Source organism: Methylobacterium sp. WL7, assembly GCF_008040085.1.
Classification (GTDB): Bacteria; Pseudomonadota; Alphaproteobacteria; order Rhizobiales; family Beijerinckiaceae; genus Methylobacterium; species Methylobacterium mesophilicum.
In genome coordinates this window covers 56,722-77,166 of sequence record NZ_VRVG01000003.1, presented here as the reverse complement: position 1 = coordinate 77,166, position 20,445 = coordinate 56,722, and the positions used below count along the sequence as shown (strand labels likewise).

Genomic DNA, 20,445 nt, shown 5'->3' with positions numbered 1-20,445 from the left:
CCGGTTCGCCGCGCCGCCGGTTCACGCCTCACCGTAGACGGAGACGCTCGAACGATGCCCTGGTACGCCGTGCGCCCCCGTGATGCCGCCGACCCGCGTTGGCCGCTGCCCGGCACCGAACAGATCGTGCTCAAGGCCGACGATCCCGATCAGGCGCGGTCGAAGTTCGAGGAGGCCTATCCGAGCGAGCCCTTCGGAAGCCCGACCGTCCCGGTGCCGAATTCCGGGACTGGGAGCTTCCACGGCGACGCCGACGCGCTGATCGTGGCCGAGACCGGCGAGCCGCCAGCGCCGCGGGACTGAACGTCATGGTCCGGATCAGCCGTCCCGCCCGCGTAACCCTCGACGGCCAACTCGTCGGGTACTGGGACCGCGAAGCCGCGCGTCTCGACACCATGGCCGCCTCCGCACGCTTCGCGTGGCAGCGGCGGCGTCTGCTGCGCAAGGCGACGGAGGCACGGGCCAAGGCCGAGCGGAGCCGCCAGCGCGAGGCGGCCCGCAGCCCAGCTCCCGAACCGCCCGAGGCATAGCCGCAGCTAAGACTCTTTCGGCAGCGTCGAAGCTTTGCCGTGGCCTGAGGCAAGCTGCATCCCGTATGGGCACGTCGACTCGTGATCGGCGCATCCCATGGACCGGACCCAGAAAGCAGCCCTTCTCAGCGCAGGCATCGGCCTCGTGGTAACTGGGCTGAAGTTCTACGCAGCCTGGCTTACCGGCAGCCTGGCGCTGTACTCCGACGCGCTCGAGAGCATCATCAATGTGGTGGCAGCGATCGGCGCCTTCGTAGCCCTGCGGGTCGCCGCGCGTCCGGCCGACGCCGAGCATCCCTACGGCCACCACAAGGCGGAGTTCTTCTCCGCGGTGATCGAGGGCGCGCTCATCGTGGTGGCCGCCGTCCTGATCCTGCGGGAGGCGTATTTCGGCCTGCTCGCCCCGAAACCCCTGGACGCGCCGGCCGTGGGCCTCGCGATCAATCTCGGGGCGGGCGCCATCAATGCCGCCTGGGCCTGGGCGCTGATGCGCTGGGGCCGCGCCTGGCGCTCGCCGGCGCTGATCGCGGATGCACGCCACGTCTTCGCCGATGTGGTGACCTCCTGCGGCGTACTCGCGGGCGTCGCTGCGGTCTGGGTGACCGGCTACCCGGCCCTCGACCCGGCGGTGGCCGGACTCGTGGCACTCAACATCCTGTGGTCCGGCTTCCGGATGGTGCGCGAATCGGTCGACGGCCTGATGGATCGGGCCGCCTCGCCCGACATGGTCTGCGAGATCCGCTCGCTGATCTCGCTGCATGGGGAGGGCGCCCTCGAAGCCCACGACGTCCGCACCCGGTCGGCCGGACAGGCGACCTTCATCGACTTCCACCTCGTGGTTCCGGGCAGCATGACGGTCGAAGCCTCGCACGCCATCTGCGACCGGCTGGAGAGCGCCTTGGAAACTACGATTCCGGGGGCGGTCGTGACCATCCACGTTGAGCCGGGTGAGGAAGCCAAGGCCCGGGGCCTTCCGGTTCTCTAGGAGCACCCCAGCCCAACGCCAGGGCATCGAGCGCGGCCAGAAACGTCGCCCGCGGTATCACCCGGGGACGACGCTTCATCCGGTCCGGCAGCCCGGCCGCCGGAACCTGCGTCAGCTCCAGGCGTGGAAGGGCGGCGCGACACCGTTCAAGGCGTGATTGCCGATGATCGCGACCTTCCAGCGCACCGGATCGTGCAGGGTATGGGTCCGGGCATTGCGCCAGTGGCGGTCGAGATTCTCCGCTGCCAGCGTCGAGCGGGTGCCGGAGAGCTCGAAGAGCTTGTTGGAGGCGGCCAGCGCGACCTCGGTGGTGAGCACCTTCGCCTCCGCCACGGCGAGCTGGGCGGCGGCGACGCGCTCCGCGTCCGGCTGTGCGACCGCGGCGTCGAGGGCCAGTCCGGCCCGGTCGAGCAGGGCTTCGGCCGCGTGCTGGCGGATCGTGAGGTCGCCGACCGCCTGGATCGTGTAGGGGTCGTCGGCGGCCCGCTCCTGCCCGCTGTCGATCCAGGGGCGCGCCTTCTCGCGCACGAACGCGATCGTGTCGTCCAGGGCCTCGCGGCCGATGCCGGCATCGACCGCCGCCTGGATGATCTGGAAAATGGCGCCGTCCGCCCGGGGCGCCTCGTAGCCCTTCCAGGCCGGGACCAGGTGGGTCTTCTCAACCCGGACGTTCTCGATGAGCACCGTGCCGCTCGCCGTGCCGCGCTGGCCGAAGCTGGACCAGTCGTCGATCACCGTCAGTCCCGGCGCGTTCCGCTCGGCGATGGCGTACCAGGCCCGCCCCTCGGCATCGAGGGCGACGATCGGCACCAGGTGCGCGAGCAATGCCCCGGTCGCGTAGAACTTCTGGCCGCGCACGATCACGTGGTCGCCGTGATCGGTGAACCGCGTCTCGAAATCCGCGGCCCGCTTGGTCCCACGTTCGGAGAACGCGTTGCCGAACCGGGTGCCGCGCAGGACTTCCCCGAACAGCAGCCGCTTCTGCGCCTCGTCCGAGACTGTGCGGATCGACGCCACGATACCGAGGTGGTTCTGCGAGATCTGGCCGATCGCCGGATCGGCCGCCGAAATGATCGCGACGACCTGCGCCAGGGTCTTGTAGGACACCTCCGGGCCGCCGTAGGCCCTCGGGACGTTGATCGACCACAACCCGCTTTGGGAGAAGGCATCGAGCTCCGCCAGGGGCCGCGTGTGGTTCCGGTCGCGTTCGGAGGCGCCGCGTCGGAACTCCGCGGCGAGGTTCCGGGCGACCGCCAGCGCCTCCGCGTCGTCACGGATCACATGGGCGGGGGAGGGCGGCTTGGCCGGCCCCGGGACGCCCTGGCGCGGCTGGGTTTCGAGCGCGCGCGCATCGACGGCGATGTTCATGATGGCTCACTCCGAACGGGACGGGGATCTCTCGGGCGGACGGCCATCAGGCCGCCTCGGCGCGCGTCTCGCGGGCAGCTTCGAGCGCGCGGACCCTGGGAATCACATGCGCGCCGAAATACGCGACCTCCTCCTGGAAATGCAGGAAGGCCAGCAGGGCCAGGTCGGCGCCTGCATCCTTCAACGCCAGGATCCGCTCGGCGATCTGGTCCGGTGTGCCGATCAGGTTGGTCTTGAAGCCGTCGTTGTACTGGACGAGGTCGTTGAAATCCGACTTGGCCCAGTTGCCTTCGCCCTCGGGCGAGGCCTTGCCGGCATTCTTCACCTCGTGGCCGAACGCCTTCACGGCGTCCGGATCGGCCTGGTCGATGATCTCCTGGAGGACGGCGCGGGCCTCCTCTTCGGTATCGCGGGCGATCACGAAGGCGTTCACGCCGATGCGCGGGTTGTTGCCGCTCTGGGCTGCCTTCGCGCGGACATCGTCGACCTGAGCGCGGATGTTCTCGGGCGTGTTGCCGTTGGTGAAGTACCAGTCCGAGACGCGGGCCGCCATGTCGCGCGCCGCCCGGGACGAACCGCCCTGGAAGATCTCAGGCAGCGGGTCGGCCGGCTTCGGCTTCAGCGTGTAGTCCGTGTAGCGGTAGAAATCTCCCCGGAAGGTGAAGTTGTCCTGGGTCCAGATCCCCCGGAGGCTGCGGATGAACTCTTCCGAACGCCGGTAGCGCTCGTCGTGGTCGAGCCAGGGCTCGCCGATCGCGCGGAACTCGCCCGAGAACCAGCCCGACACGATGTTGACGGCGATCCGGCCGCCGCTGAGCTGCGAGATGGTGGCGATCTGCTTGGCCGCGAGCGTCGGATGCCACGGGCCGGGCAGCAGCGCGGCGATGACCTTGATCTTCGAGGTGGCGGCCAGCAGGGCGTGGCTGAACGCCACCGATTCGTGCTGATACTCGGCTCCGTAGCCCGCCGTGAAGCGGATCTGGGTCAGGGCGTAATCGAAGCCGGCTTCCTCCGCGATCTGCGCCAAGCGTCGGTTGTAGTCGGCGTCCCAGCTCGTGCGCTGCGGGATCTTGCTGATCACCAGCCCGCCCGAGACGTTGGGCACCCAATAGGCGAAGCGGATCGGATCAGGCGGCGTGTCTTTGAAACGGTCGGTCATGGCGCGCTACCTCTGTCGCGCGGGGACGTTGCCCCGCGGCGTCTTCGAAGGGTCGCGACAAACTGAATACAAGATGCAGGATTGCGCGACCGTTAAGGAACACGCAAAGTATTCCGCCCTGAAGCGGCCGGGTCAAAGGAACGCGATGCCGTTTTAGACCCTCGTCACGCGGCATTCTTCTGCGCCGAATTTGTCAGGCGGCGGGATTATTCTCACGCCGTGCTGGCGACGTCCGAATCGTGCAGGCGACGATAGGCGAACACGCCGAACACACCGATCAGGCAGAGCGCCAGCGCGAACCACGTGAAGGCGTATTGCAGGTGGTTGTTCGGCAGATCGACCTTCAGCTGGCCGCCCCGTGGCCACGTGGTCTGGCCCGGCACCGCGTCAGCCTCGATCAGGTAGGGCGCCGGGTCGGCGACGCCGCGCGCGGCAGCGATGCCGGCGACGTCGCGGGTGAACCATTCGCCCCGCGCCGGGTCCGCTTCCGGCACGAACATCCCGCGCGCCTCGCTGGCCCGGAGGATCCCGGTCACGGTGATCGGACCCTCGATCAGGCCGTCCCGCCGGTCGGCCTGGGCCTTCAACTCCGTGGGCACGAAGCCGCGGTTGATCAGGACGACACCGCCTTCCGCCCGCTGGAACGGCGTGATCACGTAATAACCCTGGAGCGCCCGGCCCGGCGTCTCGCCGGCCGCAAGTCCGTGGACGAGCGCCTCGCGATCGTTGGCGAACCGGCCGGAGACCCGCACGTGGCGGAACTCGTCCCGGCCGGGATCCCAGGCGTCGGGTGCCGGGGGCGCCACCGGTTCCGCTTTCGTCTGCCGGACGATGCGGGCGATCAGCTCTTCCTTCCAGGTCTTGCGCTCGATCTGCCAGATCCCGAGACCCAGCAGGATCGCCAGCGCGATCAGGGAGGCGAGACCGGGCGCGACGAGGTCGCGCCAGGCGGCCGAACGCGGGACGGTGCGGCTCACTGCTCGAAGCGTCCTTGCTCGGCCTTGTTGCTGTACTGGAGGGCGATCAGCATGCCCTTGAGCGGCCGGACCAGGATCAGGCTGAGACCGATCGACAGGCTGCCGGCCACCAGCGCGTGGACCCAGATCGGCGGCTCGTAGGTGATCTCCATCCACAGGGCCAGGCCGACCACCAGAAGGCCGACGATCGACATCACGAAGAAGGCCGGCCCGTCGGCCGAATCGAAGCCCGTGTAGTCGAGCCCGCAGGATTCGCAGGAGGGCCGCAGGGTCAGGTAGCCCTTGAACAGGTGGCCTTCGCCGCAGCGGGGGCACCGGCCGCGGAGGCCCGTGGGGACCGGTGGCGGCTGCGGATAGGTTCGTTGGTCCACGTGATCACTCCAGACCGGCCCGGGCGGCCGCATGCGCGCCGCCTCGCAACCATTCCCTCGATATGGGGATCACGCCGAGTCGCACACGAAAAAGGGCGGCCTGAGCCGCCCTTTCACAGACCCGCCATGCGGTGACGGGGTAGCTGCTCTCAGTGCGCGGCGCCGTGGAAGATGCCCGAGCCCCAAACGTAGATCGCGGCGAACAGGAACAGCCACACGACATCGACGAAGTGCCAGTACCAGGCGGCGAACTCGAAGCCGAGGTGCTGGCGCGGCGTGAACTGGCCCGCGTACGTCCGGTACAGGCATACGGCCAGGAAGATCGTGCCGATGATGACGTGGAAGCCGTGGAAGCCGGTCGCCATGTAGAACGTCGACGAGTAGATGCTGCCCGAGAAGCCGAACTCGGCGTGGCTGTACTCGTAGGCCTGGCAGGCCGTGAACAGGACGCCCAGGACGATCGTCAGCCACAGGCCGTACTTGAGACCCTTACGGTCTCCATGCAGGAGGGCATGGTGGGCCCAGGTGACGGTCGTGCCCGAGGTCAGCAGGATCAGGGTGTTCAGCAGCGGCAGGTGCCACGGATCGAACGCCTCGATGCCCTTCGGCGGCCAGACGCCACCCGTGAACTCGACCCGGGAGGCCTGGATCGGGTCGGCGGTGTAGAGGGCCGCCTCGAAGTAGGCCCAGAACCACGCGACGAAGAACATCACCTCGGAGGCGATGAACATCATCATGCCGTAACGGTGATGGAGCTGGACCACGCGGGTGTGATCGCCGGAATTGGCCTCGTGCACCACGTCCTTCCACCAGGCGAACATGGTGTAGAGCACGCCGAAGGTGCCGGCCCCGAAGATGTACGGCCCCGGGGTGAGGGTGCCGATCTGGAGGCTCTTCATCCAGAACACGGCGCCGAATGCCATCAGGAAGCCCGAGAAGGCGCCGATCAGCGGCCATGGACTCGGGCTTAGAATATGAAAATCGTGATTCTTGGCGTGCGCCTCGGCCATCGTCCCGTCGCTCCTCACCCTGACGCCCCGCGCCGTTCCCGGCATCCGGCCAATCGCTCTTTGGCTGGGCGCCGCATACAGGACCCCCAAGCTTGTCCGCACACTTAGTCGGTGCCGACCTCTGTTGTCACGCGTTCGCGATCAGAAATCGCGTTTCGTGCCCGAAGCCCCCGTGGTCGCGACCGAAGCCGTCACCGGCTGGCCGTTCTTGGAGGCGAAATACGTGTAGGACAGGGTCATCTCGGAGAGATGCGCGGTGTTCGAATCCTCCCGCACCGCCGGGTCGACGTAGAACACCACCGGCACGTCCAGCGTCTCGCCCGGCTGCAAAGTCTGCTCGTTGAAGCAGAAACAGGCGATCTTGACGAAGTAGCTGCCCATCAGGCCGGGCTGGACGTTGAAGGTCGCGACGCCGGTCGATGGCTTGGCTCCGGTGTTCTGCACCCGGAAGAACACCGTCTTGGTCTCGCCCAGCTTCGCCTCGACGGTGTTGGCTTCTGGGGCGAACTTCCACGGCAGGCCCGGCGCGACGTTGGTATCGAAGTGCACCACCATGCTGTCGTCGGTGCGCGCCGCAGACGCGAGGGCCGGGCCCTGGCGCGGCGTGCCGTCGTAGCCGGTCGCCTTGCAGAAGGCGTCGTAGAGCGGCACCGACGCGAAGGCGAGGCCGACCATGCCGACCGCCAGGCCGGCGCACGCGATCGCCGTGCGCTTGGCCCCGCGGATCGGATCGGAATGGGGTTTTGTCATCGTGCCCCTCAGAGCGGACGGCTGAGGATTTGCGGGCCGAGCTTGACGATCGTCAGCACGAAGAACAGCAGGACCCAGGCACCCAGGGCCAACGCGATGGCCACGGAACGCTTCCGGCGGCGCGCCTCCTCGGCGGGCGTGAGCTGGCGATAGGGGACTTCCGGATCCGCCATGGCGATCAGACCGTCACCGGCAGGAACAGGCCGAAGCTCTGTTCGGCGAGCAGCGCGGAGAACAGCGCGAACAGGTACAGGATCGAGAAGCCGAACATGCCCATCGCAGCCCGCTTCTCGGCGTCGCCGGTGCGGTTTCTCAGGACGCGAACGCTGAACGCCAGCATGCCGACGCCGCCGATCACGGCGATCACCGCGTAGAGCAGGCCGCCGAAGCCGAGCGCCACGGGCACGAGGCCGAGCGGGGCCAGGAACACCGAGTACCAGACAATCTGCCGGCGGGTGGAGGCCGGGCCGGCGACGTTGGGCATCATCGGGATGCCGGCGCGGGCGTATTCCTCAGCCTTGATCAGCGCCAGCGCCCAGAAATGCGGCGGCGTCCAGATGAAGATGATCGCGAACAGGACCAGCGACTCGATCCCGACCGAGCCGGAGACGACGGCCTGGCCGATCACCGGCGGCAGGGCGCCCGCGGCGCCCCCGATGACGATGTTCTGCGCGGTCGCCCGCTTCAGCCACATCGAGTAGATCACCGCGTAGAACACGATGGTGAAGGCCAGCAGGCCGGCGGCGAGCCAGTTCGCCGCGAGGCCCAGCACCAGCACCGACGCCACCGACAGGAACAACCCGAAGCCGAGGGCTTCCTCGGACGAGATCCGCCCCGCCGGGATCGGGCGCTGTGCGGTACGGGTCATGACGGCGTCGATGTCGGCATCCCACCACATGTTGAGGCAGCCCGACGCCCCGGCCCCGACCGCGATGGCCAGGAGCGAGATCACGCCGATGGCCGGCGGAACGTGGCCCTGGGAGACGACCATGCCGACCAGCGCGGTGAAGATGACGAGGACCATCACCCGCGGCTTGAGCAGCGCGAAATAGTCCGGCACGTCGCCGCCGACCGCCGTGAAGGCCGGGGCCGGTGCGTCCGGTCCGATCGTGTTCGTCAGGCTCGTCATCGCGTCTGCCGCTGTTGTGTCGGCGCCCGGCCACGCGCGTCACGGCCGAGTCGTGTTTCGAAATCGATTAGTTCCAAGGGTCAGCGCGAGCGGCACACTCGGCTTGTGCGGATCACCCGTCTTGGTCGCCCTTGCCGGGAAGTCGCCGTCGCGGCTTCCGGGGAAGGGCGAGGGCCGCGGTTGCGGCCCTCGCGGATATTGGTCAGTGCGCGCCCGGCTCGTCGACGATGCGCGGCAGCGTCTCGAACTGGTGGAACGGCGGCGGGGAGGGGAGCGTCCACTCGAGGGTGGTGGCACCTTCGCCCCACGGGTTGTCGGCGGCCCGCTCCTTCGAGCGGAAGGCCAGCACGACGCCGATCACGAAGACGAACATGCTGAGGCCGAAGATGTGGCCGCCGTAGGTGGAGACCTTGTGCCAGCCCGCGAAGGCATCCGGGTAGTCGGCGTAACGCCGCGGCATGCCGGCGAGGCCGAGGAAGTGCATCGGGAAGAACAGGACGTTCGCGCCGATGAAGGCCAGCCAGAAGTGCAGCTTGCCAGCCCATTCAGGGATGATGTGGCCGGTCATCTTCGGGAACCAGTAGTAGACACCGGCGAAGATGATGAACACCGCGCCGAGCGACAGCACGTAGTGGAAGTGGGCGACGACGTAGTAGGTGTCGTGCAGGTACTTATCGACTGCAGAGTTGGCGAGTACGACGCCGGTGACGCCGCCGACGGTGAACAGGAAGATGAAGCCCACGGCCCAGTGCATGGCGGCGGTGAAGCGGATGGAGCCGCCCCACATGGTGGCGATCCAGGAGAAGATCTTCACGCCCGTAGGCACCGCGATCACCATCGTGGCGAACACGAAGTAGGACTGCGTCTGCAGCGACAGGCCGACCGTGTACATGTGGTGGGCCCACACGACGAAGCCGACGACGCCGATCGCGACCATGGCGTAGGCCATCGCGAGGTAGCCGAAGACCGGCTTGCGCGAGAACGTGGCGATGATGTGCGAGACGATGCCGAAGGCCGGCAGGATCATGATGTAGACTTCGGGGTGACCGAAGAACCAGAACAGGTGCTGGTACAGGATCGGGTCGCCGCCGCCGGCCGGATCGAAGAAGGTCGTCCCGAAGTTGCGGTCGGTCAGCAACATCGTGACGGCGCCCGCGAGCACCGGCAGCGACAGCAGCAGCAGGAAGGCGGTGACCAGCTCAGCCCAGGCGAACAGCGGCATCTTGTGCAGCGTCATGCCGGGGGCGCGCATGTTCAGGATGGTGGTGATGAAATTGATCGCCCCCAGGATCGAGCCGGTGCCGGAGAGGTGCAGGGCGAAGATCGCGAAGTCGACGGCCGGGCCGGGATGGCCGGCGGTGGAGAGCGGCGGATAGACGGTCCAACCGGTGCCGGCGCCGGACGCCCCGGGGGCGCCCTCAACGAACAGCGAGCACAGCAGGGAGCAGAAGCCCGCCACCGTCAGCCAGAACGAGATGTTGTTCATGCGCGGGAACGCCATGTCGGGCGCGCCGATCATGAGGGGCACGAACCAGTTGCCGAAGCCGCCGATCAGCGCCGGCATCACCATGAAGAACACCATGATGAGGCCGTGACCGGTGACGAACACGTTGTACGTCGCCGGGTTGGAGAAGAACTGCAGCCCCGGCTGCTCCATCTCCATTCGGATACCGAAGGAGAGGAAGGCGCCGATCATGCCGGCGCAGAAGGCGAAGAGCAGGTAGAGGGTGCCGATGTCCTTGTGGTTCGTCGACAGGAACCAGCGGGCGAAAAACGACGGTTTATGGTCGTGGACCTCGTGGGCCTCGGCATGGGCTGCGGCTGTAGCCATGGATTCGGGTGCCTTGTGGATCTGACGGGTTCTATTCGGTCAACCGGACTTCAGCGGGCTTCGGCGAAGCTCGTTCCGTTGTCGATGCGCGCGTACTTGGTCTTCGCTTCCTTCAGCCAGTCGGCATAGGCCTGCTCGCTGACGACGCGGACGACGATCGGCATGTAGGCGTGACGCTGGCCGCACAGCTCCGAGCACTGGCCGTGGAAGGTGCCTTCCTTATCGGCCCGGAACCACATCTGGTTCAGGCGGCCCGGCACGGCGTCGATCTTGAAGCCGAAGGCCGGCATCGCCCAGGAATGCAGCACGTCCGCCGCCGTGACCTGGATCTTCACGATTTTGCCCAGCGGCACGACCATCTCGTTGTCGGTCTGGAGCAGGCGGGGCTGCTTGTCCTCGTCGATGTTGGCATCGAACGTGAAACCGCCGCCGGTCTCGGTCTGCGGGTACTCGTAGGACCAGTACCAGGCATGACCGATGACCTTGACGATCATGTCGGCCTTCGGATCCGCCAGCTGCGTCCGCAGCAGGCGGAACGACGGGATCGCCACGGCGACCAGGATCAGCACCGGCACGATGGTCCAGGCAATCTCGATCGCGGTGTTGTGGGTGGTGCGCGAGGGGGTCGGGTTGGTCTTCTCGTTGAAGCGGAAGACGCACCAGAGGATCAGTCCCAGCACGAAGACCGAGATCACCAGCGAGAGCCAGTGCAGGCCGATCTCGAAGCTGAGGATGTCGCGCGCGTTCTCGGTGACCGGGATCTGCCGGCTCATCTCCCACGGCACCGGCTGACCGAATCCGGCGGCGAGCGCCCCGGATGTCGAGGCGAGCAGGGCGCCGAGGGCGGCGAGGCTCAAGGGTGATCGGGTGATCGTCCGCACCGTCCGCATCTGCCTCTCGTTGCTCCCCTGCGATTTGATTTCCCGTCGGACTTTCCCGTCTTGAATGAGCGCGGGATGGTGCCGACGTGACGGACTGCCAGTTGTGTTACCCGGCATGTATCCGATCGCGGCTTCAGACCACAAGGACGTTCCAGGTGCAACCGCACAAGCGTCGCAGAGGGTGGTTTCCGACTGATTCGGGCGGTTTCCCGGGCACGCGACACCGGTCTTTCGCCGCCGCCGATTCGCTATCGCCGCTGCGTATCCGGCGCGATCGCGGCACCGGAGCGGTCTTTCGGAGCAATGGATGTTGACGGCACAACGGGATGTCTCAGCGGAGTTTCCGGCCAGCACGGTCCCGGCTCCGATGCAAGTCGTGGCCTATGCCGATGGCGCGCCTCGGGCGGGGACGCGGGTGCTCGCCGTCGAGACGCCGGTCAACCTGGTCTACGGCAGCGTGCCGCATGCCGTCATGATGGCGACGCCGGCCGACCTGGAGGATTTCGCCTACGGCTTCAGCCTGACGGAAGGGATCATCGAATCCGCCGACGAGATTCGTGCCACGCGGGTGGAGGTCGGCCCGGACGGGCTGCGTCTCCACGTCGAGCTGGCCCCCGGTCGCCTGCGGGAGCACCTTGCGCGTAAGCGCGCCATCAGCGGGCGGACTGGCTGTGGTGTCTGCGGCATCGAGGATCTGGCGGAGCTGCCGCGCGCCGACATGCGGGGCGCTCCCGACGTCCAGGTCTCGCTCCCGGCGATCGCCCGGGCGCTGGCCGGGCTCGACGCCGCGCAGGTGCTGGGTGCCGAGACCCGCGCCGTGCACGCGGCAGCATGGGCTCGGCTCGACGGCACCCTGGCGTCCGTCCGGGAGGATGTCGGCCGCCATAACGCCCTGGACAAGCTGATCGGCGCGGCCATGCGGGCCGGCACCGATCCGTCCGACGGTTTCCTGGTGATCACCAGTCGGTGTTCGTTCGAGATGGTCGAGAAGGCCGCGCGTCTCGGCGCCGCCGTGATCGTGGCGATCTCGGCGCCGACGTCGCTGGCGCTGGAACGCGCCCGGGCGCACGGGATCACGCTCTGCGCCATCGCCCGTTCGGACACGCTGACCGTCTTTACCGGCGCGCAGCGGCTGAGCGCGACAGAATAGCCAGCGCTACTGGGCGCCGCCGGGCTCTTTCTCGGAGGCGCCGGGGACGATCGTGGCACCGCCGATGATTCGCACCGGTTTCTTGTCCGGCGGCGGATCCTTCCAATCGGATGCCGGGGGCTTGGCCGCCTCGGCGACCGTGCCCGCTGCGGGCTTCGCGGGTGCCGCCTGGACCGGACTGACCGAAGGCGCCTTCTCGATGGCCGCGGACTTCGTCTCAGGCACAGGATCCGCCCTGGATGCCTCCGCGGGGGCGGCCTTCGGGGCAGGCGCCTCCGGAACGTTGCGAAGCGCCGGCTTCAACTCCGGCTGGCGCCCCGGCGCCGGGGCGCGGGCGACCTTGCGGGGCGCCTCGGGCCGCGCCCGGCCATCCGGGTTCAGGCCATCGGGATTGAGATCGGGACGCAGAGCCTCGGGGCTCGCGCGGCGCGCCGGACGCGCAGCCGGAGCCGGGACGCCATCCGGCATCCCCGGCCTCAGGAGACGCTGCGGTGCAGCATCCTCCTCGGTCCATCCGAAGCCGGCGCCCGGCCGCTCCAACCGGGCATAGCTCTCGGGCGCGCCGATACGCTGGCGTCCGACGATCGCGCCCGCGGCCGGATCAACGAAAAGACGCATCGGGACACCCGTCGGGCTCACGGCGTCGACGACGTAGACGCGCCCGTCGAATCGCGGACGGCTCACGCCGCTGAAGCCGCGATCGGCCAGGCGCCATGCGATCACCCGCGGCGGCAGGATCTCGTCCTCGAAGGCGAATTGCGCGCGGGCGCCCTGAGAGAGGCCCAGCATCATTCCGCCGGACAGAAGGGCTGCGCTGAGAACCCGCCGCGCTGCGCGGCGAGCCGTTCCGTTCTCGATCATCACTCTGATGCGTTCCCGTCCTGGAGACCCGGCAGAGTATCCGGTTCCGGCATGGTCCGGGCCGGTTTGCCCAGACCTCGACCATGCCGGCGAGGTCGTTGCCCCGCATGCCGCTTGTGCTCGGCACTGCTCGTAGACCGCGTGATTCGGGCGAGATTGCGGAAGCGATTGATGAACGGCGGTTTAAGCGCAGTCGCGGATGCCGCGCCCGCATGCACGCGCGATCCCTTGCTGAAACGGTTTCAATCTGCCAATTTCGCGACTTAGGACAGCAGAACTGTCCCATTGGCCGCGCATGCCGGCCGTCGCCGTCCCGCGCGCCAGCGGGGAATTCGGCCGGCGGTCTCGAGCGCGCCAGCACGCCGCTCCTGGAGCGGTCCGGGTTTTCGATGAACGAAGGTCGACGGGCACGTCCTCGCGGGGACCGACCGGATCGCCTGCGGCATCGGGTCGGGACGCCGCACGGCTGCGGCTCGCGGGCATGAAACATGCTCGCGGGTCCACTGGCGGCGGAGGGGATCGAGGGAAGGACGAGACGAAGCATGGCACAGCGCGGACCCGCCGAAGAGTTTGCTGCTTCCGAGTTCCAGGCTTCCGCCCCGCGCGGCGGCGCGGTGCCGCTCACGGTGCGTGATCCCGCTCTGCCCAAAGCCCAGGGCGCCTACGATCCGGCCAACGAGCGTGATGCCTGCGGCGTCGGCTTCATCGCCGACATGCACGATCGCCGGACCCACGCCATCGTTCAGCAAGGCCTGAAGATCCTCGAGAATCTCGACCATCGCGGTGCGGTGGGTGCCGACCCCAAGATGGGCGACGGCTGCGGTATCCTCACGCAGATCCCACACGGCTTCTTCGCGGACGAGTGCTCGCGCCTCGGCTTCGAGCTGCCGCCCGCCGGGCAGTACGCCATCGGCCAGTTCTTCCTGCCCAAGGCCGAGGAGCCCCGGGCGATCATCGAGGGAATCATCGAGGCGGCCCTGGCCGACGAGGGCCTGCCGCTCCTCGGCTGGCGCGATGTGCCGGTCGATCCCGAGGATCTGGGCGTCGCCGTGAAGGCCACCGAGCCGCATCACCGCCAGGTGTTCATCGGCCGGCCGGGCTCCGTCTCGGACCAGGACACGTTCGAGCGGCGGGTCTTCGTCGCCCGCAAGGTGATCTCCAACAAGGTCTACGCCCTCGACGACCCGCGGGTGAAGGAGTTCTACCCGGTCTCCGTCTCGACCCGGACCATCGTCTACAAGGGCATGGTTCTGGTCACCCAGATCGGCGACTACTTCCTCGACCTGAAGGACGAGCGCTTCGTTTCGGCGATCGCCCTGGTCCACCAGCGCTTTGCCACCAATACCTTCCCGACCTGGCGCCTGTCGCACCCCTACCGGATGGTCGCCCATAACGGCGAGATCAACACGCTGCGCGGCAACGTCAACTGGATGGCGGCCCGGCAGGCGAGCGTCGATTCGGACCTGTTCGGCAACGACATCTCGAAGCTCTGGCCGATCTCCTACGAGGGCCAGTCCGATACCGCGTGCTTCGACAACGCCCTCGAGTTCCTCGTGCAGGGCGGCTACCCGCTCGCCCACGCCATGATGATGCTGATCCCGGAGGCCTGGGCCGGCAACCCGTTGATGAGCGAGGAGCGGCGCGCCTTCTACGAGTACCACGCCGCCCTGATGGAGCCGTGGGACGGCCCCGCGGCCGTGGCCTTCACGGATGGCCGCCAGATCGGCGCCACCCTCGACCGCAACGGCCTGCGCCCGGCCCGCTACATCGTCACCGATGACGGGCTGGTCGTGCTCGCCTCGGAGATGGGCACGCTGCCGATCCCCGACGAGAAGATCGTCCAGTCCTGGCGCCTGCAGCCCGGCCGGATGCTGCTGATCGACTTGGCAAAGGGCCGGATCGTCTCCGACGAGGAGATCAAGGGCGAGCTTGCCGCCGCGCATCCCTACGCCGACTGGGTCAAGAACACCCAGATCGTGCTGGAAGACCTCAAGCCCGTCGTGGCGCGGGAGACGCGCTCCGACGTGAGCCTGCTCGATCGCCAGCAGGCCTTCGGCTACACCCAGGAAGACCTCAAGCTGCTGATGCAGCCCATGGCCGTCACCGGCCAGGAGGCGGTCGGCTCGATGGGGACGGACACGCCGCTCTCGGCGCTCTCCGAGAAATCGAAGCTGCTCTATACCTACTTCAAGCAGAATTTCGCGCAGGTCACCAACCCGCCGATCGACCCGATCCGAGAGGAGGCGGTGATGAGCCTCGTCTCGTTCATCGGGCCGCGGCCGAACCTGCTCGACATGGAGGGCGCATCCCGGCGCAAGCGCCTGGAGGTCCGCCAGCCGATCCTCACCAACGGCGACCTGGAGAAGATCCGCTCGATCGGCCATTTCGAGGACCGGTTCGACACCAAGACCCTGGACATGACCTACCCGGCCGAGATGGGCGCGCAGGCCATGGACGGGGCGCTCGACCGCCTCTGCGACCGGGCCGAGGCGGCGGTGCGCGGCGGCTACAACATCATCGTGCTGACCGACCGTGCGGTGGGTCCGGACCGGGTCCCGATCCCGGCCCTGCTGGCGACCGCGTCGGTGCACAACTACCTGATCCGCAAGGGGCTGCGCACCTCGGTCGGCCTCGTGGTCGAATCGGGCGAGCCGCGCGAGGTGCACCACTTCGCGTGCCTGGCCGGCTATGGCGCGGAGGCGATCAATCCCTATCTCGCCTTCGAAACGCTGCTGGCGATGAAAGACGAGTTCCCGCCGGACCTCACCGACGACGAGATCATCTACCGCTACATCAAGGCGATCGATAAGGGCCTGCTCAAGGTGATGTCCAAGATGGGCATCTCGACCTACCAGTCCTATTGCGGCGCGCAGATCTTCGATGCGATCGGCTTGAACTCGACCTTCGTCAGCCGCGACTTCTTCGGCACGGCCACGACCATCGAGGGCGTCGGCATGGCCGAGGTCGCAGAGGAGACCGTCAGCCGTCACCGCGACGCCTTCGGCGACGCCCCGATCTACCGCGACGCCCTCGATGTCGGCGGCGAGTACGCCTACCGGCTGCGCGGCGAGGCTCACACCTGGACGCCCGACACGATCGCGACGCTCCAGCACGCGGTGCGCCTCAACGTGCCCGAGCGCTACCGCGAATACGCCGCGCTGGTGAATCGGCAGGAGAACCAGCTCAAGACCCTGCGCGGTCTGTTCCGCCTCCGGAGCGCAACCGAACTCGGCCGCCAGCCGGTGCCGGTTGATTCGGTCGAGCCGGCCTCCGAGATCGTCAAGCGCTTCGCCACCGGGGCGATGTCGTACGGGTCCATCTCGAAGGAAGCGCATGAGACGCTCGCCATCGCGCTGAATTCCTTCGGCGGTCGTTCGAACTCGGGCGAGGGCGGCGAAGAGGTCGAGCGGTTCAAGCCGCTGCCGGACGGGCGCTCGCGCCGGTCGGCGATCAAGCAGGTCGCCTCGGGCCGGTTCGGCGTCACGACGGAATACCTCGTGAATGCCGACATGATGCAGATCAAGGTCGCGCAGGGTGCCAAGCCCGGCGAGGGCGGCCAGCTGCCCGGCCACAAGGTCGACGCCAAGATCGCCAAGGTCCGCTACGCCACCCCGGGCGTCGGCCTGATCTCGCCGCCGCCGCACCACGACATCTACTCGATCGAGGATCTGGCCCAGCTGATCTTCGACCTGAAGAACGTGAACCCGTCGGCGGACGTGTCGGTGAAGCTCGTATCCGAGGTCGGCGTCGGCACCGTGGCGGCCGGCGTCGCCAAGGCGCGGGCCGACCACATCACCATCTCGGGCTATGACGGCGGCACCGGCGCAGCGCCGCTGACCTCGCTCAAGCACGCGGGCGGACCGTGGGAGACCGGTCTCGCCGAGACCCAGCAGACGCTGGTGCTCAACGGCCTGCGCGGCCGCGTCGCCCTCCAGGCCGACGGTGGCATCCGCACCGGTCGCGACGTGGTCATCGCGGCCCTGCTCGGCGCCGACCAGATGGGCTTCTCGACCGCGCCCCTGATCGCGGCCGGCTGCATCATGATGCGCAAGTGCCACCTCAACACCTGCCCGGTGGGTGTCGCCACGCAGGATCCGGTGCTGCGCAAGCGCTTCAAGGGCACGCCCGAGCACGTGGTGAACTACTTCTTCTTCGTGGCCGAGGAGGTGCGGGAGATCCTGGCCTCCCTCGGCTTCACCAAGTTGGAAGAGCTGGTCGGGCGTTCCGACGTGCTCGACAAGGTCGAGGCCATCGCCCACTGGAAGGCGCGCGGGCTCGATTTCACCAAGCTGTTCCATCGCCCCAAGGTGGCGGAGGGCATCGCCATCCGGCACGTGGAGAAGCAGCACCACCCAATCGACACGGTCCTCGACCGGCGCCTGATCGAGGCTGCCCGGCACGCCGTCGAGACCGGCGAGCCGGTGGTCGTCACCGACGTGATCCGGAACTCGGACCGGGCCGCGGGCGCGATGCTGTCCGGCATGGTCGCCAAGGCGCACGGTCACGAGGGCTTGCCGGACGACACCATCGTGGTGAAGCTGGCGGGCACCGCGGGCCAGAGCTTCGGCGCCTGGGTCGCGGCCGGCGTCACCATCGAGCTGACCGGCCACGGCAACGATTATGTCGGCAAGGGCCTCTCGGGCGGCAAGCTGATCATCCGGCCGAGCGACGCGCTGCGGTCGCCGCCCGACCGGACCATCATGGTCGGCAACACCGTGCTGTACGGGGCGATCGCCGGCGAGTGCTACATCCGCGGCTCCGCGGGCGAGCGCTTCGCGGTCCGCAATTCCGGCGCGATCACGGTGGTCGAAGGCATGGGCGACCATGGCTGCGAGTACATGACCGGCGGAGTCGTGGTCTCGATCGGCGAGACCGGGCGCAACTTCGCGGCCGGCATGTCGGGCGGCATCGCCTACGTGCTGGACGAGGACGGCTCGTTCTCGGCCCGCTGCAACCTGTCGATGGTCGATCTCGAGCCCGTCGAGGAGGAAGATGACCTGATGCGCCGCTTCCACCAGGACGGCGATCTCGAGACCAAGGGGCGCGTCGACATCCTGGCCGACATGTCCGGCCACGACGAGGAGCGCCTCAGCCAGCTCATCACCAACCATCTCAAATATACGGGCAGCCCGCGGGCCAAGCAGATTCTCGACGATTGGGCGAGCTTCCGCACCAAGTTCGTCAAGGTGATGCCGGTGGAATACCGCCGCGCGCTGCGCGAGATGGAGATGGCGCGGATGCCGGTGGCAGCGGAGTAGGGATTGGGGGCGACGATGGGCGAACCGGTAGTACGGGTCCGCTTGGTCCGGACTCAGGACGGTCAGCGGCTCGAAATCCCGCCCGGCTTCATGCTGGGCGGTGATGAGGTGCTACTCCGTCAGGATGGCGCCAAACTCGTCCTTGAGCCGGTGGCCCGCCCATCCCTTCTCGGTCTCCTCGACAGCCTTGAAGATCTCGACGAGGATTGGCCGGCAATCACGGACGCGCCACCCGAAGACGTACGGTTGTGAATGCGCTACCTGCTCGACACCAATATCCATTCGGCGCTGATCCGGGCGCCGCGGGGAGCGGTAGCGGAGCAGGTGCGGCGGATCGGAGAAGCCGGGATCTACACGAGCGTCGTGGTGGCGGCGGAACTTCGGTACGGTGCCACGCGAAAGGGTTCGGAGCGGCTGACACGACAGGTCGAGGCGGTGCTCCAAGCGTTCTCGATCGAGTCTTGGCGGCTGCCGTACGACGCGATCTATGCGGATCTCCGTCTCGGGCTTGAGCGGGCCGGGACACCGATCGGGGCCAACGACCTGCTCATCGCAACTCAGGCGCTCGCCGATGGGAGCGTGCTGGTCACGGACAACACGCGGGAATTCGCGCGGATCGGCGGTTTGACAATCGAGAACTGGCTTCGGCCATGACCGATCGCCATCCCGCTCGAGCGCAAGATGACCCGGCAAAAGACATAGCGTCGCGATTGGACTGATCGATGGGCAAGATCACGGGTTTCCTCGAGTTCGACCGGCAGGAGCAGAAGTACCAGCTCGCGGCCGATCGCGTGCGGCACTTCCGCGAGTTCACGCTGCCGCTCGACGAGCACGACCTGACCAAACAGGCCGCGCGCTGCATGGATTGCGGCATCCCGTTCTGCCACGGCCCGACCGGCTGCCCGGTCCACAACCAGATTCCGGATTGGAACGACCTCGTGTTCCAGTCGGATTGGGAGGAGGCGTCGCGCAACCTCCACTCCACCAACAACTTCCCGGAGTTCACCGGCCGCGTCTGCCCGGCGCCCTGCGAGGAGGCGTGCACGCTCAACCTCGAGAATCAGCCGGTGGCGATCAAGACGATCGAGCAGGCGATCGCCGACCGCGCGTGGAACATGGGCTGGATCAAGCCCGAGCCGGCATCGATGCGCACGGGCAAGCGCGTGGCCGTCGTCGGCTCCGGCCCGGCCGGCCTCGCGGCGGCCCAGCAGCTCGCCCGGGTCGGGCATGACGTGCACGTGTTCGAGCGCGAGCCGAAGGCCGGCGGCCTGCTCCGCTACGGCATTCCCGACTTCAAGATGGAGAAGCGCCACATCGATCGCCGAGTCCGGCAGATGGAGGGTGAGGGCGTCGTCTTCCACTACAACCAGAACGTCGGCGTGACCAAGCCGGTCGACGAACTGAAGGCCGAGTTCGATGCGGTGATGTTCTGCGGCGGCGCGGAGGATCCCCGCAACCCGCAGCTGCCCGGGCAGGAACTCGAAGGCGTCCACTACGCCATGCCCTACCTGATCCAGTCGAACCGGCGCGTGGCCGCGGAGCCGATGCGCGGCAACGGCGAAGCCCCGATCCTGGCCTCGGGCAAGAACGTCGTGGTGATCGGCGGTGGCGACACCGCCTCCGACTGCGTGGGCACCGCGTTCCGTCAGGGCGCGCTGTCGGTGACGCAGCTCGACATCCGGCCCCGCCCCCCCGAGCGCGAGGACAAGCTGACGGTATGGCCGTACTGGCCGACCAAGATGCGGACGTCGTCCAGCCAGGCGGAGGGCGCCGAGCGCGAGTTCCAGGCGGCGACGCTGCGGCTCGACGGCAACAAGAAAGGCCGGCTGACCGGCGTGGTCTGCGCCCGGGTCGACGCCAAGCGGCAGCCGATCCCCGGGACCGAGTTCATCCTACCGGCCGACCTCGTCTTCATGGCGATCGGTTTTGCCGGCTCGGTGCAGAAGGGCCTGCTCGACCAGTCCGGCATCAGCGTCAGCAAGCGCGGGAACGTCGAGGCGAACGAAGAGGATTACCGGACCTCGGATCCGAAGATCTGGAGCGCCGGCGACATGCGCCGGGGCCAGTCCCTGGTGGTCTGGGCGATCCGAGAGGGCCGTCAGGCGGCGCGTGCCATCGACGAGGCCCTGATGGGTGCGAGCGTCCTGCCGCGTTAAGGAAGGATCGGTCCCGGCGCGCGGTACGA

19 protein-coding genes are annotated in these 20,445 nt (G+C 68.0%); 8 read left to right on the top strand and 11 right to left on the bottom strand.

Annotation, left to right across the window (positions count from 1 at the left end):
- Positions 1 to 54: 54 nt before the first annotated feature.
- From FV233_RS01580 to FV233_RS01570, 3 genes are all read left to right on the top strand, one after another.
- Entirely contained in the window at positions 55 to 303 is a 249-nt protein-coding gene (locus FV233_RS01580; RefSeq protein ID WP_147853681.1) for a hypothetical protein, read from the top strand.
- Between the two features lie 5 nt (positions 304 to 308).
- Complete coding sequence (locus tag FV233_RS01575) at positions 309 to 530, top strand: hypothetical protein (RefSeq protein ID WP_147853682.1); 222 nt, start codon at positions 309 to 311, stop codon at positions 528 to 530.
- Between the two features lie 97 nt (positions 531 to 627).
- The gene (locus FV233_RS01570; RefSeq protein WP_147853683.1) at positions 628 to 1,515 is read left to right on the top strand and encodes a cation diffusion facilitator family transporter; all 888 of its coding nucleotides are present in this window, start codon (positions 628 to 630) and stop codon (positions 1,513 to 1,515) included.
- Between the two features lie 111 nt (positions 1,516 to 1,626).
- Here FV233_RS01570 and FV233_RS01565 read toward each other — a convergent pair whose 3' ends face one another.
- The 10 genes from FV233_RS01565 to coxB all read right to left on the bottom strand — a co-directional run bounded on the left by FV233_RS01565 (position 1,627) and on the right by coxB (position 11,000).
- Positions 1,627 to 2,883: an SfnB family sulfur acquisition oxidoreductase gene (locus tag FV233_RS01565; RefSeq protein ID WP_147853684.1), complete on the bottom strand. Its 1,257-nt coding sequence runs from the start codon at positions 2,881 to 2,883 to the stop codon at positions 1,627 to 1,629.
- Between the two features lie 46 nt (positions 2,884 to 2,929).
- Positions 2,930 to 4,042: a dimethylsulfone monooxygenase SfnG gene (sfnG, locus tag FV233_RS01560; RefSeq protein ID WP_147853685.1), complete on the bottom strand. Its 1,113-nt coding sequence runs from the start codon at positions 4,040 to 4,042 to the stop codon at positions 2,930 to 2,932.
- Between the two features lie 212 nt (positions 4,043 to 4,254).
- Entirely contained in the window at positions 4,255 to 5,019 is a 765-nt protein-coding gene (locus FV233_RS01555; protein WP_147853686.1) for an SURF1 family protein, read from the bottom strand.
- Positions 5,016 to 5,390, bottom strand: coding sequence for a DUF983 domain-containing protein (locus FV233_RS01550; protein ID WP_147853687.1), 375 nt, complete (start codon positions 5,388 to 5,390; stop codon positions 5,016 to 5,018). Before FV233_RS01550 ends, FV233_RS01555 begins: the two co-directional genes overlap by 4 nt.
- Positions 5,391 to 5,539: 149 nt before the next feature.
- Positions 5,540 to 6,400, bottom strand: a complete 861-nt coding sequence (locus tag FV233_RS01545) for a cytochrome c oxidase subunit 3 (RefSeq protein ID WP_147853688.1) — start codon at positions 6,398 to 6,400, stop codon at positions 5,540 to 5,542.
- Between the two features lie 141 nt (positions 6,401 to 6,541).
- Positions 6,542 to 7,150 (bottom strand): cytochrome c oxidase assembly protein, encoded by a 609-nt coding sequence (locus tag FV233_RS01540; protein WP_147853689.1) that lies wholly within the window; start codon positions 7,148 to 7,150, stop codon positions 6,542 to 6,544.
- Positions 7,151 to 7,158: 8 nt separating this feature from the next.
- Positions 7,159 to 7,323, bottom strand: a complete 165-nt coding sequence (locus tag FV233_RS30095) for a hypothetical protein (RefSeq protein WP_187277643.1) — start codon at positions 7,321 to 7,323, stop codon at positions 7,159 to 7,161.
- Between the two features lie 5 nt (positions 7,324 to 7,328).
- Positions 7,329 to 8,279, bottom strand: coding sequence for a heme o synthase (locus FV233_RS01535; protein ID WP_147853690.1), 951 nt, complete (start codon positions 8,277 to 8,279; stop codon positions 7,329 to 7,331).
- Positions 8,280 to 8,481: 202 nt separating this feature from the next.
- The gene (gene ctaD / locus FV233_RS01530; protein WP_147853691.1) at positions 8,482 to 10,110 is read right to left on the bottom strand and encodes a cytochrome c oxidase subunit I; all 1,629 of its coding nucleotides are present in this window, start codon (positions 10,108 to 10,110) and stop codon (positions 8,482 to 8,484) included.
- A 50-nt stretch (positions 10,111 to 10,160) separates the two neighbouring features.
- The gene (gene coxB / locus FV233_RS01525) at positions 10,161 to 11,000 is read right to left on the bottom strand and encodes a cytochrome c oxidase subunit II (protein WP_147853692.1); all 840 of its coding nucleotides are present in this window, start codon (positions 10,998 to 11,000) and stop codon (positions 10,161 to 10,163) included.
- 298 nt (positions 11,001 to 11,298) lie between these two features.
- Here coxB and fdhD point away from each other — a divergent pair, with 298 nt between their 5' ends.
- Positions 11,299 to 12,141, top strand: coding sequence for a formate dehydrogenase accessory sulfurtransferase FdhD (gene fdhD / locus FV233_RS01520; RefSeq protein WP_147853693.1), 843 nt, complete (start codon positions 11,299 to 11,301; stop codon positions 12,139 to 12,141).
- Positions 12,142 to 12,147: 6 nt separating this feature from the next.
- Here fdhD and FV233_RS01515 read toward each other — a convergent pair whose 3' ends face one another.
- Entirely contained in the window at positions 12,148 to 12,930 is a 783-nt protein-coding gene (locus FV233_RS01515) for a hypothetical protein (protein WP_238259484.1), read from the bottom strand.
- A gap of 614 nt (positions 12,931 to 13,544) precedes the next feature.
- Here FV233_RS01515 and gltB point away from each other — a divergent pair.
- From gltB to FV233_RS01495, 4 genes are all read left to right on the top strand, one after another.
- A complete protein-coding gene (gene gltB / locus FV233_RS01510) occupies positions 13,545 to 18,260 on the top strand; it encodes a glutamate synthase large subunit (RefSeq protein WP_147853830.1) in 4,716 nt (1,571 codons plus the stop codon).
- Between the two features lie 15 nt (positions 18,261 to 18,275).
- Positions 18,276 to 18,512: an AbrB/MazE/SpoVT family DNA-binding domain-containing protein gene (locus tag FV233_RS01505; RefSeq protein ID WP_147853831.1), complete on the top strand. Its 237-nt coding sequence runs from the start codon at positions 18,276 to 18,278 to the stop codon at positions 18,510 to 18,512.
- Positions 18,513 to 18,914, top strand: coding sequence for a type II toxin-antitoxin system VapC family toxin (locus FV233_RS01500; RefSeq protein ID WP_147896429.1), 402 nt, complete (start codon positions 18,513 to 18,515; stop codon positions 18,912 to 18,914).
- 68 nt (positions 18,915 to 18,982) lie between these two features.
- Positions 18,983 to 20,416 carry a glutamate synthase subunit beta gene (locus FV233_RS01495; RefSeq protein ID WP_147896428.1) on the top strand — a complete coding sequence of 478 codons (1,434 nt, stop codon included), beginning with the start codon at positions 18,983 to 18,985 and terminating at the stop codon, positions 20,414 to 20,416.
- Positions 20,417 to 20,445 lie beyond the last annotated feature (29 nt).

Excerpts from the sequence above, each read along its gene's own strand:
- FV233_RS01580 (WP_147853681.1), top strand. The coding sequence starts at position 55 with ATGCCCTGGTACGCCGTGCGCCCCCGTGATGCCGCCGACCCGCGTTGG.
- FV233_RS01575 (WP_147853682.1), top strand. The coding sequence starts at position 309 with ATGGTCCGGATCAGCCGTCCCGCCCGCGTAACCCTCGACGGCCAACTC.
- FV233_RS01570 (WP_147853683.1), top strand. The coding sequence starts at position 628 with ATGGACCGGACCCAGAAAGCAGCCCTTCTCAGCGCAGGCATCGGCCTC.
- FV233_RS01565 (WP_147853684.1), bottom strand. The coding sequence starts at position 2,883 with ATGAACATCGCCGTCGATGCGCGCGCGCTCGAAACCCAGCCGCGCCAG.
- sfnG (WP_147853685.1), bottom strand. The coding sequence starts at position 4,042 with ATGACCGACCGTTTCAAAGACACGCCGCCTGATCCGATCCGCTTCGCC.
- FV233_RS01545 (WP_147853688.1), bottom strand. The coding sequence starts at position 6,400 with ATGGCCGAGGCGCACGCCAAGAATCACGATTTTCATATTCTAAGCCCG.
- FV233_RS01540 (WP_147853689.1), bottom strand. The coding sequence starts at position 7,150 with ATGACAAAACCCCATTCCGATCCGATCCGCGGGGCCAAGCGCACGGCG.
- FV233_RS30095 (WP_187277643.1), bottom strand. The coding sequence starts at position 7,323 with ATGGCGGATCCGGAAGTCCCCTATCGCCAGCTCACGCCCGCCGAGGAG.
- FV233_RS01535 (WP_147853690.1), bottom strand. The coding sequence starts at position 8,279 with ATGACGAGCCTGACGAACACGATCGGACCGGACGCACCGGCCCCGGCC.
- ctaD (WP_147853691.1), bottom strand. The coding sequence starts at position 10,110 with ATGGCTACAGCCGCAGCCCATGCCGAGGCCCACGAGGTCCACGACCAT.
- coxB (WP_147853692.1), bottom strand. The coding sequence starts at position 11,000 with ATGCGGACGGTGCGGACGATCACCCGATCACCCTTGAGCCTCGCCGCC.
- fdhD (WP_147853693.1), top strand. The coding sequence starts at position 11,299 with ATGTTGACGGCACAACGGGATGTCTCAGCGGAGTTTCCGGCCAGCACG.
- FV233_RS01515 (WP_238259484.1), bottom strand. The coding sequence starts at position 12,930 with ATGCTGGGCCTCTCTCAGGGCGCCCGCGCGCAATTCGCCTTCGAGGAC.
- gltB (WP_147853830.1), top strand. The coding sequence starts at position 13,545 with ATGGCACAGCGCGGACCCGCCGAAGAGTTTGCTGCTTCCGAGTTCCAG.
- FV233_RS01505 (WP_147853831.1), top strand. The coding sequence starts at position 18,276 with ATGGGCGAACCGGTAGTACGGGTCCGCTTGGTCCGGACTCAGGACGGT.
- FV233_RS01500 (WP_147896429.1), top strand. The coding sequence starts at position 18,513 with ATGCGCTACCTGCTCGACACCAATATCCATTCGGCGCTGATCCGGGCG.
- FV233_RS01495 (WP_147896428.1), top strand. The coding sequence starts at position 18,983 with ATGGGCAAGATCACGGGTTTCCTCGAGTTCGACCGGCAGGAGCAGAAG.